This is a genomic window from Algoriphagus hitonicola, from assembly GCF_900113375.1.
Lineage (GTDB): Bacteria > Bacteroidota > Bacteroidia > Cytophagales > Cyclobacteriaceae > Algoriphagus > Algoriphagus hitonicola.
Map to the genome: position 1 here is coordinate 610091 of NZ_FOPC01000001.1, position 16316 is coordinate 626406.

At 41.3% G+C, this 16316-nt stretch carries 18 protein-coding genes; 4 read left to right on the forward strand and 14 right to left on the reverse strand.

The window, feature by feature from the left end; genetic code table 11:
• Positions 1 to 34: 34 nt before the first annotated feature.
• Positions 35 to 1315, forward strand: a complete 1281-nt coding sequence (locus BM043_RS02715; protein ID WP_092788686.1) for a prolyl oligopeptidase family serine peptidase — start codon at positions 35 to 37, stop codon at positions 1313 to 1315.
• Positions 1316 to 1386: 71 nt separating this feature from the next.
• On the opposite strand, the gene BM043_RS02720 is transcribed toward BM043_RS02715, so the two are convergent.
• Entirely contained in the window at positions 1387 to 1740 is a 354-nt protein-coding gene (locus BM043_RS02720; RefSeq protein WP_092788687.1) for a DUF805 domain-containing protein, read from the reverse strand.
• Between the two features lie 84 nt (positions 1741 to 1824).
• On the opposite strand from BM043_RS02720, the gene BM043_RS02725 reads away from it, so the two are divergent.
• Complete coding sequence (locus BM043_RS02725; RefSeq protein ID WP_092788746.1) at positions 1825 to 2895, forward strand: acyl-CoA dehydrogenase family protein; 1071 nt, start codon at positions 1825 to 1827, stop codon at positions 2893 to 2895.
• Between the two features lie 119 nt (positions 2896 to 3014).
• A complete protein-coding gene (locus BM043_RS02730; protein ID WP_092788688.1) occupies positions 3015 to 4079 on the forward strand; it encodes a PA0069 family radical SAM protein in 1065 nt (354 codons plus the stop codon).
• An 88-nt stretch (positions 4080 to 4167) separates the two neighbouring features.
• Here the strand turns inward: BM043_RS02730 and BM043_RS02735 are convergent, their stop codons facing one another.
• From BM043_RS02735 to BM043_RS02745, 3 genes are all read right to left on the reverse strand, one after another.
• Entirely contained in the window at positions 4168 to 4692 is a 525-nt protein-coding gene (locus BM043_RS02735) for a nuclear transport factor 2 family protein (RefSeq protein WP_092788689.1), read from the reverse strand.
• 487 nt (positions 4693 to 5179) lie between these two features.
• A complete protein-coding gene (locus BM043_RS02740) occupies positions 5180 to 5557 on the reverse strand; it encodes a DUF2784 family protein (RefSeq protein WP_245752909.1) in 378 nt (125 codons plus the stop codon).
• Between the two features lie 161 nt (positions 5558 to 5718).
• Positions 5719 to 6183 carry a nuclear transport factor 2 family protein gene (locus tag BM043_RS02745; RefSeq protein WP_092788691.1) on the reverse strand — a complete coding sequence of 155 codons (465 nt, stop codon included), beginning with the start codon at positions 6181 to 6183 and terminating at the stop codon, positions 5719 to 5721.
• A 434-nt stretch (positions 6184 to 6617) separates the two neighbouring features.
• On the opposite strand from BM043_RS02745, the gene BM043_RS02750 reads away from it, so the two are divergent.
• Complete coding sequence (locus BM043_RS02750) at positions 6618 to 6842, forward strand: hypothetical protein (protein ID WP_092788692.1); 225 nt, start codon at positions 6618 to 6620, stop codon at positions 6840 to 6842.
• 75 nt (positions 6843 to 6917) lie between these two features.
• On the opposite strand, the gene BM043_RS02755 is transcribed toward BM043_RS02750, so the two are convergent.
• The 10 genes from BM043_RS02755 to BM043_RS19810 form a co-directional block, all read right to left on the reverse strand.
• Positions 6918 to 7187, reverse strand: coding sequence for a type II toxin-antitoxin system RelE/ParE family toxin (locus BM043_RS02755; RefSeq protein WP_218144118.1), 270 nt, complete (start codon positions 7185 to 7187; stop codon positions 6918 to 6920).
• Positions 7188 to 7198: 11 nt separating this feature from the next.
• Positions 7199 to 7429, reverse strand: a complete 231-nt coding sequence (locus BM043_RS02760; protein WP_092788694.1) for a hypothetical protein — start codon at positions 7427 to 7429, stop codon at positions 7199 to 7201.
• A gap of 306 nt (positions 7430 to 7735) precedes the next feature.
• The gene (locus BM043_RS02765; protein WP_143071023.1) at positions 7736 to 8818 is read right to left on the reverse strand and encodes a hypothetical protein; all 1083 of its coding nucleotides are present in this window, start codon (positions 8816 to 8818) and stop codon (positions 7736 to 7738) included.
• Between the two features lie 31 nt (positions 8819 to 8849).
• Positions 8850 to 10298 carry an L-lactate permease gene (locus tag BM043_RS02770; protein WP_092788696.1) on the reverse strand — a complete coding sequence of 483 codons (1449 nt, stop codon included), beginning with the start codon at positions 10296 to 10298 and terminating at the stop codon, positions 8850 to 8852.
• Between the two features lie 535 nt (positions 10299 to 10833).
• Entirely contained in the window at positions 10834 to 11364 is a 531-nt protein-coding gene (locus BM043_RS02780) for a CIA30 family protein (protein WP_092788698.1), read from the reverse strand.
• 317 nt (positions 11365 to 11681) lie between these two features.
• Entirely contained in the window at positions 11682 to 12200 is a 519-nt protein-coding gene (locus BM043_RS02785) for a hypothetical protein (protein ID WP_092788699.1), read from the reverse strand.
• Positions 12201 to 12453: 253 nt separating this feature from the next.
• Positions 12454 to 12993, reverse strand: a complete 540-nt coding sequence (locus tag BM043_RS02795; RefSeq protein WP_092788701.1) for a hypothetical protein — start codon at positions 12991 to 12993, stop codon at positions 12454 to 12456.
• Between the two features lie 28 nt (positions 12994 to 13021).
• On the reverse strand, positions 13022 to 13432 hold the full coding sequence (locus BM043_RS02800; RefSeq protein ID WP_092788702.1) for a hypothetical protein: 411 nt from the start codon (positions 13430 to 13432) through the stop codon (positions 13022 to 13024).
• A 1-nt stretch (position 13433) separates the two neighbouring features.
• A complete protein-coding gene (locus tag BM043_RS02805; protein WP_092788703.1) occupies positions 13434 to 15446 on the reverse strand; it encodes an alpha amylase C-terminal domain-containing protein in 2013 nt (670 codons plus the stop codon).
• 377 nt (positions 15447 to 15823) lie between these two features.
• Entirely contained in the window at positions 15824 to 16048 is a 225-nt protein-coding gene (locus tag BM043_RS19810; RefSeq protein WP_143071024.1) for a PIN domain-containing protein, read from the reverse strand.
• Between the last annotated feature and the right edge of the window lie 268 nt (positions 16049 to 16316).

The following is a 16316-nucleotide window of genomic DNA, read 5'->3' on the forward strand; positions in this document are numbered from 1 at the left end:
TATAGGTTGGAATTGTAATCAAACCCATTAACCCATGAAAAAAATTATTCTATTCGCACTTGTTTTCAGCTTGTTGCCATTTTTGCTTCATGCCGAGGCAGACCCCGGAACCTACAAGATGGTCGTTACCGGATTTGACTGGGGTCCAGCAGTGCACAAACTGATCCTCAGCCCAGATCAAAAAATAGAAAATCCCAATGCTTCGGATTTTGAGGTTTTTGTCAATCGGTCGACTGATGAGGGAGGAATTCCCGAAACCCAACGATCCGGCAAAAGGGACGTTATTTTCACTTATTCCTCTGACGAAAACGGCAATCGACAAGCAGACGGGGCTCACTTGACCTTGGTCTTGGAAGTGAATCCTACGCAGCCTTTGGGCTCGCCCATTCAATACATGCGGGTAGGAGACCGTGGAGGGAATTTCTGGATCAACTACGATTTGACCATTATGCATCTGAAATCCGGTCAAATCTGGAATGAGGAATCTGATCGGATAATGCCTTTGGTGGATGAGTTTGATCTTTCGCCCAAATTCAACTACCAAGATAAAATGACGCTATCCTATGCGACTTTCAAGCCTGAAACCGAAATGAGCGAATTGCCCTTGATCATTTGGCTTCATGGTGGAGGAGAAGGAGGTTCTGATCCCACGATTCCACTTTTGGGGAATCGAGCAGCCAATTATGCATCAGAAGAAATTCAGGTTCACTTTGGAGGAGCGCATGTTATAGTACCTCAGGCGCCGACTTTTTGGATGCAAGCCGAAGACGGCAGCTACACAAGAGGAGACGAGGAGGATATTTATCATGAAGCGCTATTTGCGCTGGTTGAGGAATATGTGGCAGCCAATCCTGATATTGACAAGGATCGGATTTATGTGGGAGGCTGCTCAAATGGAGGTTACATGTCCCTGAAATTGATCTTGGAGCATCCCGATTATTTTGCCGCAGGCTACATCAGTGCCTTGGCCTATCACAATGAATTTGTAAGCGATGAGCAGATAAAAAGCATCAAAAATGTACCGATTTGGTTTGTGCATTCGGCTGATGACGGGACGACCAAGCCTGATGAAACTGTCGTGCCCATCTACAATCGCCTGATAGAAGCCGGGGCAAAAAACGTCCATTTTAGCTACTACGATCACGTGACGGATATTACGGGATTTTATGGAGGAGAGGATTATCACTATCCCGGGCATTGGTCCTGGATCTATTCCCATGCAAATACCGCTCGAACGGATTTTGACGGATCTCCCGTGAAGTTGGATGGAAAGCCAGTTACTATCATGGAATGGCTAGCCGCGCAGAAGAGATGATTTTGAAATAAAAAAAGCTTTTTCGAGCATTTAGTCTTGGAAAAGCTTTTTAATTTTTTTGTCAAATAGGATTAAACCCAATCGGTTTTTTTGGGATCCGGACCATATTTATTCGGACCTTTTTGACCTGGTTTGTATGCGAGCCAAATAAACCCAATAAAATTAATGGGTGGCGGGATCAATAGGTAGAGGGCATATTTCCAATCCATGCCAATATCGTGCAGTCTTCGGATTGCTTGAATCAGTAGTAAAACAATGGACGCGATCAGAATAATTCCAAAGATGTAAAAGGCTATCCAATCTTCGGTTCGGAAGGAATCCCAGATTTTCAACAGGCATAGTAAATTGGCGAAATAAAAAATCATGAACAGGACCAGATACTTTCTTCTTGTAATTCTACCTTCGGGACTTAATATAGATTTCATAACTATAAATACGTTTTAAACCTTTAATTGTTTAGCTTTTCTTGCTTTTTCTGGGGAAGAAAGCAATTAAAAAAGCTGTTTTTTATGAAAAAACCAAATATTATTACAGAAAAAGCAGAGCTATCGGAGCAAAAAGGGAGCTTAATTTCGGAGTGGCTGGATGAAATTTATGATCAAAAATGGTTTAAACTTTTCGTTCCCAGAGCCTTAGATGGCTTGGAGTTGACTTTTCCACAAGCATTGAAAATCGAGGAAAATTTAGCCCGAAAGGATGGAAGTCTAGGATGGACGGTGACGCTTTGTGCGGGGGCAGGTTGGTTTGTGGGCTTTTTGGAAGAATCGCTTCGCAAAGAAGTTTTTTCGGATCCCAAGGTATGTCTTGCAGGAAGTGGATTTGTAGGAGGAAAGGCCAATATCCAGGAGGATTCTTACCTGATTTCGGGACATTGGACCTATGCATCGGGAGCAGTTCATGCGACGCACTTTACGGCAAATTGTGAAATCTGGGAAAATGGAAAGGCAGTTTTGGACGCTGAGGGAAAGCCCCAAATCAAGGCTTTTATTTTAACACGGGATGAAGTAGAGATCCTTGATGCCTGGCATTATATGGGAATGGTGGCCACGGGGAGCCATGCTTTTCGAGCAGAGAATTTACAGGTTCCACTGAATCGTTCGTTTGAAATCCTTCCTGAAAAAGCCAAGCTATCCGATCCCATCTATCAATTTCCGTTTTTTCCTTTTGCGGAAGCTACCTTGGCGGTCAATATTTTGGGAATCAGTCTGCATCTGCAGGAATTGATTCAAGAATCATTTTGGAAAAGGCATGAGCGAAAAGCTTTCTCGGGTGATCAGTTGGCTTATTTTGAAAAGCTAGCCAAAAAATCAGGGAAGAATATGGAGAAAATTCGAGCCAAGTTTTATGCGAAAGTCGAAAAAGCCTGGAAGGAGCTGGAAGAAGATCAACAGCTTTCCCCGAAATCCAAAAAATCAATTAGTAAAATCAGTCGAAAAATGACGGGTATTTGTCGAAAATTAAATGCAGAGCTCTATCCTTTTGCAGGATTGGAAGCAGCAAAAACCGAAACTGAGCTTAATCGCGTTTGGCGTGATTTCAATACGGTCAGTCAACATTCGCTATTGACTTTTCCGTTTTAATCTCGTCATTTCATTTTTTTTCCGGGGATAATAGGTCCATTTGATTTCTTTGACAGTTGGTGACACGGGCTTTTAATTTCCCTTTACTTTGAGTATCCTATTGTTAATATTTTGACAAAATGATTGACAATAAACAAGAATATTTCAAGGGACGAGGAGCACAGATTCAGTCTGGAAATCGGTTTTTGCAAAATCAGATTGTGCAGGAGCACATGGAGGGTTTGGATGAGGAAATGATCGAAAATCCAAAAACCGAAGTTCGGATCGATCACCCCAAAAGTATCGTCAATCCCATAAAAAGTCCGGATTTGGGTATGAGTTTCTCGCTCAATCCCTACCAAGGCTGCGAACATGGCTGCATTTATTGCTACGCGAGAAACTCCCATGAATATTATGGCTACAGCGCTGGTCTGGACTTCGAAACCAAGCTGATGGTCAAGCCCAATGCCCCGCAGTTACTCGAGAAAAAGTTTTTGAGTAAGTCTTGGAAGGTGACGCCTATTTCGCTTTCAGGAAATACGGATTGCTATCAGCCTATGGAAAGAGAGATGAGAATCACCCGTGAGTTGCTCAAGGTTTTTGTTCGTTATCGTCACCCCGTGGGCCTGATTACCAAAAATAGTTTGATCCTGAGGGATTTGGATTTGCTGCAGGATTTGGCAAAAGACAACTTGGTGCAGGTTTATATTTCGATTACGACCTTGGATGAAAACCTCCGCAGAAAGATGGAGCCTCGGACTGCCTCTGCAGCTAAGCGGCTGTCGGTAGTAGAGCAACTGGCTAATGCTGGCGTACCTGCGGCAGTGATGAATGCGCCGATTATTCCGGGGCTAAATCATCACGAAATCCCTTCTGTATTGAAAGCGGCTGCCGATCACGGCGCGATGGGTGCAGGCTATACGGTGGTTCGTCTGAATGGGCAATTGGAGGAGATTTTTTCGGATTGGCTCGGCAAAAATTTTCCCGATCGCTATCAAAAAGTCATGAATCAAATTGCCGATTTGCATGGCGGACAAGTTCGTGATAATCAATTTGGCCGCCGAATGAAAGGAGAAGGGGTGCTGGCGCAAAGTATTCAGCAACTCTTTAGACAATCTCGAAAAATCTATTTCGGAGATCGGAAGCTCCCCGAGTTAAACTTGACCGCTTTTCGAAAAGGAGGAAATTTAAGTTTGGATTTTTGAAGGTGGACTTTTCCTGATTCTGGATATAAAAAACTCCCGAAAAATCGATTGGGATTGATCTTCCGGGAGTATGTTGGTGGATTCCGCTTTATTCTGCAGCAGGACTATTCAAAGGAGAATGGTGCTCATGGATTATCTTCCAACCCATATCGGTTTGGGCCAAGAGAAGCGTGATTTGTTCGTTGACCACTGCATCATCTTCACCGAATTTTAGGTGAAAGTCCGAATGGAACGTCACATTGGCCACTTGGTCATAGATGGCGACTTTCAGATCATCGTATTCAAATTTTTCCACTCCGGTGACATTGCCAAAAACCCCGCGCTCATATTCTTCATTGGCGGTGCCGTCGTTTCGTGGTTCACCGTTTTTGAATTCCGTGAATTTTGGTCCATAAGCGTGGAATGAGATCAGTCGATCAATATCACCGGCAATAATGGCCTGTTTGATATCTTCCATAAAGGCAATCACTTCTGCCTTTGACTCCGGAAATTCATCGTTGATGATATCGATTTTCTCTTCTTCGACGATGACAGCTTGTTCTTTTTGTTCTTCACATGCATAGAGGGAAAGCATAGCTAAAGCCAGCATTCCCAAGGTTAATTTTAAGTTCATAGTATGGGTAATAGAATGGGTTTTTCATCCATTAAGCTCGAGGTAAATTTGAGCTGCTGAATGGTGTGTTTGCCGATAAAATGGGCTAAGACTTGGACGGAAATTGGTGTTTTGGTTTAGTCAATTTCCCAAACCGAACGATTGATGGTTTTTATTTTATCGTTTTGCCCGCAGAGAAATCGCATGAATGAATGCTATTGCGGTAGTTCCGAAAACAGTCGGAAAGAGCTAACTCTTGTCTCGATCTTAACCTTTGACTTATGATGAAAATCCGACCTGCCTGCAAGTGGGAATGTGCCCATCATTCGGGTTGCTTAAAACAAGGTAGTCTTATTTATCGAGTAATCAGCTAATTAGCTGAGAAATAAAGTTGGTTTGATTCATTTTTCGATATCTGGAATAATCAAAAAAAATAAAATCCGATAACCGAAAATACCGTTGAACTTACATTTTGAGAAATGAAGATTGGGCTGTAAAAAAAGGAAAACTACTCTTTTTTGATCAAGTTGATTTTTTTAAAATTCACCCAAATGCTGGCAACAAAGCAAATCAAGAAAATGATCAACGTTCCTCCATCTACGACCTGAATAGGCAATTCAAGTCCCAATAATTGTCTCAGAAGAAAATCAATATAGGAATTGGTTTCGATCGGTAGTCCGAGTTGCTCTCTCACTTCCCAATGCCAATCGGTGCAGGGGCAATATCCCCAACCTTTCCAGATCCCTAAGATAAACCAAGAACCTGCTGTAGCGCTCAGCGTGATCAAATTCCAAAATCGAAAACGCTCAACTAGCCAGCCGAATAGGTTGAATAGAATCAACACTCCATGGAAGACAAAAAAAAGAATATTCAGGCTATGTAGCATAGGTTCACTCATCGCTTCGGCTTATTTGTTCCAATTTACAAAAATTACTCTTGAGCTTTTTTTACTTCTGGAATGGGAAAGTGGTTTTTTGAGTTCAGTCGAAGCCCACGTTCACAAGGTGGCGTGGTGGAGGTTTAAACTATTCTGAAAAATGCACACTTTTATTTGGCTGATTCGTGGATATGGACAATTTTCCATTGACCCTTTTTCTTTTTCCACACGTAAGTATAAGCACCTGTCCCAATGTCCAAGACTTTGTTGTCTAGCGTTATCAATTCGGCAACTGCTGTAAAACCGATTAGAGCCGCATCTTTTGCAAGAACCTGAACAATCGGATTTTCTACTTTCATTTTAAAACTCTTTGTTCCTTTCAAGATCTGAGGATACACAGTTTTAAATTCCTCGTTGCTGCCAACTGATAATTCCATATTACGATAATACCGAAAGCTGCTATCCGAGTGAAATTCGGCTACTTTAAGCATGTTGATCGTTTCCCAAGTCTGATTATACCTTTCGGTAACAGCCAGGATTTCTTCGACTATTTTCCCGGTTTCCTTGTCTGTTTGCCCATAGGTAATCCGACCAGTCAGAATAATCAAAATAAAGATTAAAATGGATTTGATCATGGTATTTGTAGGCGTTTATATTCAAGCTAAACTTAGCTGACTAGTAATTAAAAGCAATTGTCAGAAAAATAAATCATTCCTACAATAGCCTAAATGTATTGATCTCCAAATCATTTAATAGATAAAAAAATCTTGCGTTAAATTCGGGATGATTTATTTGGTTTTAAGAATTACCCTATGACGATCAAGTAAATGCATATTGCGGGATTTCGAATCATTTTCCAGTCGGTTTGCAACACACTTAATTAAATTCACTAAGCTTAAATTTACCACGTTTCCCTCCATAGGTTATTTTCACTGTGTGTGCCTTAAAGGTTTAATAAAGATCAACCAAATGACCGTTCCAATGGTTGAAAAATCTGTTTCGATACATGAAGTTAATCTTAATCGCAGGAAGCCAATGATTTCCAGACTTTTCTCAAAATAGGAGGCGGATGGAATGCAGAACTGGATCTGTTCAACTTTTAATAAAAAAACTGCACCTTTTAACTAAGTCCGATAGCCTTTTTGGCCAACTGATTGAGCTCAGAGATCAACTGCCGGACCTTTTTGCCGCAACACTTCACCTCAGAGCTGGAATGGAGGAGTATGCTGGTGGGGTGGGGTACTTCCGAAGTCCCCCAACTGAAGGGGAAGTGGCTCAGTTCAGACAGAAATAAATTTCAAATTGCACCTAGCAACTTATTAAACTTCAAAGTTGCTGATTAGAAACTCCACCTTGAGGAGGTACTTTTTCAAATGACTTTCAATTTTTCAGGATTTTGGCGGGTATCCCAAACTGTATGAACTATGATATTATCAGAGGTCACTTCATAAAAAAGTATAAAGTCCCTTATGATTATTCCTCGTATGGAATCAAGATCTGTCTTTATTCCCATTTCTGGATTTTTGATGATCAACTTGAGTTTTTGATTGAATTCCTCGTAAAGCTTTTTTGAGTATTCGGAGTTTTTATTTCGCTGGGTGTAAAAATCAAGGATCTCAAAAAGTTTTATTTTGGCCAACTGAGACCAAATTAGTTTTTGTTTGCCCATTTTTCAAATTCTTCATCTAGTTGATCATGACTGGTAAAAAGTCCCTGATTGATCTGATCTTGCGATTGCTTGATTTCCTCCCGCTGTTCAGATGTGAGGTGGAGGATTTGGGATTTGCTGTCCAAGATCGTCTTGATGGCCTCCAAAAAAGCCATATCCTCGATTTCCGAAATTCGCTGAATTAGATGCTTTTTAAGATCTATAGTAGTCATTGATTTTACTTTTTAATTTGAATTTACGTAAAAATCCAATGCCTAGGCAGATGAATTTTTGAAATTATCCGAATTGGAAATCTGGAGGATTGGATAGAAGAGCGTAGTTGCAAACTTTGCTTTGCGCCAACTTGAACTTCATAAGTTCTGAGGAGAGACTTGCCGAGACAGGGAATGAACCCATCATTCAGGTTGCTTAAAACAAGGTAGTCTTATTTATCGAGTAATCAGTGCTTTAGTGCTATTTTTTGGAGGTAAAGAATGTGTGATTTCAACCCTATTGTGAATTATTAGTCACGCTTTTTTTTAAAGCCTACTTTCTCGGTTCAACTCTTCCCTCAAAAATGCATTGAGTTCCGATTGCTTGACTCCAAGGTGCTGCTCGATGAATTGGTAATAATCTTGATCATTTTCTCCGCTGTTCAGCAATTCCTTTAGCAAATTCCAGCCTCCTTTCTCAAAAAACTTCTTGGCGATCAACCCGCCCAAAACGTAATGAAAGGCTGTTTCGCTGTCTAAGTTGGACAACGTCAGCATTTCATTCAAGTTGAGTTCTGGATGGGTTTTTAAATGGGCATCGGTTTTTTTGATGTGCCAATCTAAACTTTCCCCTCGACTGCCTCCTAAAAAAGTGGCAATGCCCTCCGAAGCCCAAAAATGTTTGTTGGGAAAATGCTTATCAATCAATACATGAAAAACTTCATGCGGATAATATTCTCCTAAGCCCCCACAATACACTTGATTTTCCCCTGCTTTCCCACGGGGTTTGGCGGATCCACCCATTCCGAGGTAATAATCCAATCCTTTTAATTCTTGGATCTCATCGAAATCATCCGCCAAATAATAATCAAATGGCATTGGTTTCACTCCAAAATCGCTACAAATCCGATCGATGAAATCATTCAGTTTTTTGGCTTTGCCCTGGTCAAAGGAATGGTAGGGTGGATAGTAAAAATCGACCCATCCTACCGTGGTGCACCTCCATTCTTGTCGGTTAATGAGCAGTGCATTGGCTAATTTTAAGACGCCATTTTCTTTCCTGGCGATATAGTTAACGATGGCGAGTATGTAGGGACTTCCGTCTTCTTGGGTATAGGAAAACTGAGCCTTGATTTCATAAAAATCATCTCGGGATTTGATGCTTAATACATGAACCGGAAATCCCATATAAAGGGAAGGCTGGAATTCACTTTCCAAAAAATCATAGTTTTTGTAGTTCTGCTGTTCCTCAGTATTCCAATAAGTGTTTTTCTCTTGATTTTGAGGATTCGATGCCAGGTAATTTTCAAAAAGCCGCATTACTTCTTGAAATTCCGTAGAACTGGAATCAGGCAGGTAATTGTAACTTACTTTTTGAGCAAAAACATCGAAGCAGATTATAACTAACATGAGAAATTGAAGGATTCTTATCATGAGTTAATTATTGGGTTGCTGTTTGGCCTGAAGCAAAGATCAAAAAAGAGATGCCGATTACGATCAGGAGATAAAGCGCGATCAGTAGGAGATTTAATTTCATAATGGTCGAGTAATTCACCTCCGGGGCATTGATTACCGATTTGACCATCAGGATATTTTGTAGGGAAATACAATTGCCAATAGCACTTCCGGTGTTTAACAAGGCCGAAAACAAAAATGCATTAGAGACTGCAAAAGCGGCCGATTGGATGGTATTTCCAAAAATAAGATTGCTCATCGTCGCACTACCACTCAGGAAACTGCCCAATACTCCCAATACCGGACTTACGAACAGTTTGGTATGTTCACCCAAATCGGAAAGATGAGTTTGGGTCAGTTGTGCAATATCCCCCCGGATAAATTGTGCATAGCTGACCAATACAAAGAGCGTTAGCACCGTTTTGGAGACGATTTGGCCGGTATGCTTTAAGTGATGACTGAAGAAAAAAGAGCCCCCAGCTTGTCCTTTTATGTAAAGGAGGTAAACCCAGGCTGCGAGGATAAAAATAGCCCCAGGCTGATACAGGGATATCGCTCGGGAATCCTCAGTGATCGACCAAGCCAAGTCGGCAAGGAAAAATTTGGAAATCAAAAGCAACACAATAAAAATCAAATAGGGATAAAATGTATCAAACCAGGATTGAAGAGGTGGATTTTCTTTTTTGGGCACAAAAAAGAAAGTAAAAAGCAGCAATCCGAGGATCCCCGAAATGACCGAGGCATATTCAATGGTGAATAAGCCGGTCGATAGGTAAAGCACGGCATAAATCACTCCCGCACCCAAGAGCATTTTCCAGTTTTCTTGCCAGTTGATATTGGTTTTTTCAGTTTTTTCAAAGAGAAAAGCCAGAAAAAAGGGGAGTAAAACGGCAGGAATGAAATTGAGCAGTACGGTAAACTGTACCACTGCATCGGGCTCCATAATGCCCAATCCTATCTTCAAGGGAGTACCCAATGCCCCAAAAGTGACCGCTGTGGTATTTGCCGCAAGAGGAATAATAATGCAAGTCTGCGGTCGGAATCCCAAGGTCAACAGCATCGGAGTGATCAGCATGGCCGGAATCCCAAATCCAGCAACTCCCTCCATAAAGCTTCCCAAAAAATAGGTGAATAGGATAATCACGGTAAGTTTGGAGGAAAAGGCGGAAGTGATTTGATTGAGTGTCCTGAAGTGGTCGTTTGCTTGCAGCACTTTGAATAGGAGGTAAGCGCCAAAGAGCAAAAGGGCCAGTTCGATGCTGATGACTGCCCCATTGATGCCGGGAATAGAAAATCCAGCCAAGTTTTCTCCGGAGTATAGTTTAAATCCGATCAGAAAAACAAGCGCCATTGTGGCCCCCAGCCAGAGTTTTCTCAGGTAAAAAGCGCCGATCAGCAGAAAAGTCAGTGAACCTAGCGTAGAAAACAGTTCCATAAAACGATAGTCAGATAAAAGGTGAATCCTTGATCGAGGGCTTCGATTTTAAGATCGTCCATCCAAAATAGAGATTCAGCGCTAGCTTTGAAAATTAGGGGCTTAAAAACTAAACTTGCGGACACGCTGCAAGGGTTGGCGAGCGAAGTCGAACAGTCGCGGGGAAAGGAAAGGAACTCCGCTAAGATTGGGATCGGAACCGAACCGCCAGACCTTTTTGCTCAGTGCTTGCAGCTCAGAGATGATATTTTGAGCCTTTTTGCTCAATAAGTTTAGCTCGGAGCCGAACTGTCGGACCTTTTTGCTTCAACGATTCACCATTTTGCTCAGTGCATGCAGCTCGGAGCTGATGTTTTGAGCCTTTTTGCTCCGTGAGTTTAGCTCGTAGCCGAACTGTCGGACCTTTTTGCTCAAACATTTCACCTCCGAGGTGGAATGGAGGGGTAATTTGGTGGGGGAGGGTACTTCATAAGTGGGGGAGGTTACTTCCGAAGTCCCCCTTTTGACTGGAGAAGTGGGTCAGTGGGGAGTTTGTCTACTGCAACTCGATCTTTTCTACTTCCAACCGGAAATTTTCGTTTTTGCCATTGCCGATCATAAAGCGGACTTCTTGGATCTGATCGGCATCGAAGTTGGGAATGTTCAGTTTATTGCCACGGAAGGAAGGCTCCATTTTGTTCAGAGGAATTTCGACGGTTTGCCACTCTCCGGTAGTTTTAAAGGTGTAGACGTAAGCCGCACGTTCTCTCAAGTTGGCTTTGATTCGGAATTGATATGCCTTGCCATCTCCCTTCAGACGGATGATAGCCTTGGTATAGCCGCTGATATTTTGGGGTGGAAAATGATATTGCATCGAAGCAAAGCCTCCGTTATTTTCCAAGGAAACCGCACCGGTAAATATCGCGTGGCCGTCCTCACTACGCGTAAGCTTGCTGGTGGATATCCCGCCCATCACGGTATCGTTTTCGATTTCCCAATCAGACCAATCGGAAGTAGAACCAAAATCAAAAACCAGTAAGGTGCTCATAAGAAAGGGGAATAATGCGATTAAAAGAAAAGTTTTCATGCTTGTGATGTTTTTAGGGTCCTGACTGGACTCGGCTTCTTAACAAACAGGAGGAGACATAAATAGTTTGCGGTTGGCTGGGGTACTCGCTTTTAATTTCAGCTTTTGATTTTAGGTGGTCTTGCTTTTCCAATTGCAAATTGGTTTGGATATGGGGGTGAAGTTGCAAACTTCACCTAGCGCCAAATAGGACTTTATAGATGCAGAATAGAGACTACGCCTAGATGGGATAGAAGAGCCTAGTGGCAAACTACACTTAGCGGCAATTGGAACTTCAAAGGTGCTGACTGGAAACTACACCGAGACGGTGTTATTTTTTAGCTAGGTTCCCAAATATCTATCCGAGTTAGTTTCCCTTCCAAGAAGAAGAAAAGCAGCCTCGAATCAGTCAATTGTCCATTAGCTGATATAGGAACGCCACAAGTTCTATAGGTTTTCGGATCTTGATAAATTTCGATTGAGCTAGTCGATTGACAGTCTTCTGGAAAATTATCTTGAATCGACTCAATAGTGGTTAGGTTACTAAGCGTTAGGCTGCCAATCCTAACTTCTGAAATTTTGCAGTCAAACTGTATAACGCTCAAAATGCACTTGTTTGAGTTTGCGAAGTATTCAAAGTACGTTCGTCCGATATATACAAGTGAATCTGCCATTGACATGTCCATTAATTCAGGGATTGGTTTAATACTGTCAATTTCTAAGTTAGACGATCGCAGTTTATCAAGCGTTAAAGAATAGCCGATAATACCATTTATCTTGATGTCCCCAATGTCAATTGATTGTGCATGGACAAAAGAAGTTAATCCAATGAAGATAATAAAAAGAGTCTGCTTCATGTTTTGATAATTCTGACTAACGTTCTCCCGCTTGGCGCAGTTGGGGATTGCTTGATTTTGCCTTTTGCAAATCCAAATTCACGGGCCTTAAGCTTGGGTTTCGTTTTAAGGAATTCTACAAAACCCGCAACCTCATTCCTCATTTCTTTGGGCAATGAATTGATTTCCAACTTTAATGTGGTGTCTGTCATACGCTTAAACTTAGTGTAATTAGCCGATTGATCAAATCTGGAGGTTGATTGAGGTGGAGAACTTAAGTCTTTTTCTTAAGTTTAACTACAAAAGAATTATATGATTCAGTCTTTTTGTTTTCAATCTCTATCAATATTTCATAGGGCGATTTTGGTCCTAATGTAATATTAGAAATTGTTTCTTTATCGGAATATTGATACCACCTTCCAGGGTTTCCTCCCATAGTTTCAAAGGTTAGAATTTTATTATTTTTATAAATTTCAATTTTTGATTTGTTTCTATAGAATCTAAACTCATCAGCAAATTTTGGTGCCCCAATTTGTATATATTTATCTAATCCTTCTAATTCAATGTATTTTGAAAGGAATTCTGTTTTTTTAGTTTCTTCAATTTTTGTAATCATTTCTAGACTTTCTTCCATGATCCGTTTTAAAGCAGATGTTTTTTCGACATCTCCTATTACTGCTTTCATTATTTTTTCACAAGTTTTAGCCCTTGTCATCCAGTCAAGATATGTTTCGGGTTTTCCTGATTGATTATCTAATATTTTATTGAATCTTTTGTAATAATCAGTTTTAAATAGATTTAATAAAAATTTCATCGATTTTTTCTGTTTAATTAATGTAATTTTAAAATACTTTTAAGGATTCTATATATTTTAGGATTGAATTGTATTTATTCTTATCTTTAAGATTTGTTTTTTCATTTGAAATAAGTTTCTTGATATGATTAATTCTTTTATCTAAATTTATTATTTCATAATTCTTGTTTGGGAAAATTTCTTTTAAAAATTTGTTCTGAAGATTAAAGTAAAGCAAAATATTTAATAAATCTGATTTAGATATTTTTGTATACAAATAAATTCCACCCAACTTGCAGATTACATCTACTTGAGTATAATTAAAATTAATTACCCCCCTTTTTTTATTTAAATGAGTGAATGTTTTTTTTCCTTTTTGTTTATCTATTTTACTTGTTGTTTCTGTAAAGCCGTTATTCAATAAAGTTGACTCAATTTTTTCGAGATTATTGATTTCCATATTATTTTTTCGATTTAATTATTAAAGTGGTTCGATTCGGCACATACAAATGCACCTGTTGGTCTTTGTCGGTAGGGTAGGCGATGGACTTATTGAGACGCTCGAAGCCACCGAATTCCTTTTCATCGGAATTGAGCAGGATATGATAGCTACCCGCCTCTGGCATTCGGATCGGAAAACCAAAATAGGACTCGGTAGGGTGGAAGGAGTAGACAAAGACTAACCCGCCTCTCTCATAGGCCAAAATTTTCTTATCCGGCTCCAGGTAGAGTTGCTCTCCATGGGGAGCTTGCAAGATTTGATGCTTGCTGATCAGCGCGATCATCGCCTGATCCCAGGCATTGAGTTGGCTGTAGCGCAGATGCTCGGCATCCACCAATGACCATTGCCTTCTTGCATATTGATAGCTCCAGTTATTCCCCTCGCGGGGAAAATCCACCCATTCGGGATGACCAAATTCATTTCCTATAAAATTCAAATACCCTTCTCCTCCGAGCGAAAGCGTAATCATCCGGATCATTTTGTGCAGGGCAATGCCGCGATCCACCACCAAGTTTTGCTCCAGCACAGACATGGAGGTGTACATTTCCTTGTCCATCAGCCAGAATGCCAGGGATTTGTCCCCAACCAAAGCCTGATCATGGCTTTCGGCATAAGCGATGGATTTTTCCTTTTTGGGACGATTACTCAGTTCGTGCCACAGCTCAAAAAGGTCCCACTGTTCGTCGGTTTTATGTTTGAGTGTTTTGATCCAAAAGTCGGGAATTCCCATAGCCAAGCGAAAATCAAAACCGATCCCTCCATCTTCGATTTTGCGACTGAGTCCCGGCATCCCGCTGACTTCCTCCGCGATGGAGATCGCATGGGGCTTGAGCTGATGAATCAGTGTATTGGCCAGCTGAAAATAGCGAAGGGCTGCATCATCCACCCCTTCATCGAAGTATTTGTCAACGGAATCGAAGGATACATTGCCGTGATGATGGTAAAGCATGGAGGTAGCTCCATCGAATCGAAAGCCATCGAAATGAAACTCCTCCAGCCAATAGCGGATATTGGAAAGCAGAAACTGCTGTACTTCCCATTTTCCATAATCGAAAAGCTTGGAATCCCAGCCTTCATGATAGCCCCGATCTCCGGGATGGAAATATTGATGATCCGTCCCGTCAAATTCATTGAGGCCTTCATTTACATTTTTGACCGCATGAGAGTGTACGATGTCCATGATCACCGCGATGCCCATTTGGTGGGCAGTATTGATCAGGGACTTGAGTTCCTCGGGAGTGCCAAATCGGGACGAAGGGGCAAAGAAATTGGAGACATGATAGCCGAAGGAGCCGTAGTAAGGATGCTCCATGACTGCCATAAGCTGAATGGCATTGTAGCCGCCCTTTTTGATTCTTGGAAGAATGAGTTCTTCGAATTCCCGGTAGGTGCCCACACCAAGTTTTTCCTGTGCCATCCCCACATGACATTCGTAGATCAGGGGCATTTGAGCGATATTTTCCAAAGAAAAGTCTTGATCTGACCAGATGAATTCCTTCTCGGGAAACCAAAGCTGTCCTGTGAAATCGTGTGTTTTTTCGTCCTGAACTACACGACGGATATAAGCGGGAATCCGGTCGAGGTCCCGGCTTTGGGCATCGATGACACGGACTTTGATCCGGCTTTGGTGGGTAAAGGTGTCTTTATACTGTGCATAGGGAAGAAAAATCTCCCAGTCGCCCCGATGATTCTGTCGCATGGGATGGGATTCGCGGTCCCACCAGTTGAAATCCCCGGTCAAAAAAAGTTGCTGAGCAGCCGGAGCCCACTCACGATAAATCCAGCCGTTTCGCACAGGTTCGAAGTGCACACCATAATAGTCATGGAAATTGGCAAATTCTAGGATGCTCCCCATGGATTCATTGATCTGATGAAGTGTAGCTTGATAGTCTTCAAAACGCTTCTGGATAGCCGGGGCAAAATCTTGAAGCCAAGGCTCATCACTGATTAATGCTAAGGTGGTTTTGCTCACAAAAAATTAAAGTTTGATTGAGTTGAAATTAGGAAAAAATACCAGGATTGGAAGTATGGAGAAAAAAGTTTCGTCGCTCCAGTACTAAAAAATAGGGGTGGCGTTGCCACGGGCTCCCGCCCGCGGTCATGAATGGTTAAGCTCCTTCGGAGTCAATGTCTAATACGATCCTAAGGCTTTTGAATGTACGATCCGAAGGATTGTTACTTTTCATGGCCTTGGGTGACTGTAAGGAGCCCAGGGTAAAAAGCGAACATGGAAAAGACAGAGCCCCGAAGGGGTGAAACTTAGTTTAGGTTAATCTAATGCCACTCAAAAACCACCTCCGATTCCTGAACTTCTACATTTTCAGTAATAACTTCTAGATAATTATTTATTTAAATTAATTGCTGGAATTCAAGAATTCCCATCGCTGTTACTTTTGGAAAATCAATCTGTTTCAGCTCTTCAAAATGCTTATCCTCAGTGAGAATCAAGTCTGCATTTCCTGTAATGGCACAGTCAACAAATTTATTGTCGTCAAAATCTGCTTCAATTAAACCAAATCTATACTTTGGGGAAATTAATTGGGGCTTCTTGTAGTATTTATAATCAGCTGATATTCAGCTATATTAATAACAAAAATATAATATAAAAACCCCGAAATCGGCTGTTTCCAGCTTTTTTCGGGGTTTCCTTTTTTGTATTTTAAGGTTGCAAACTAAAATACGGTGAAAGATATTATGCAGCTTCCTCTTTTCAAAGATTTCGACGGGTATTCTCCAAAATATCACTTTTTCAGGAATTCATTGTTAGGTCAGGTACATGATTCCATCCCCTGGGATGGGTTAGTCGCCTGCCTTCCCGAAGAACGGACAGGCAGGGGAGCTC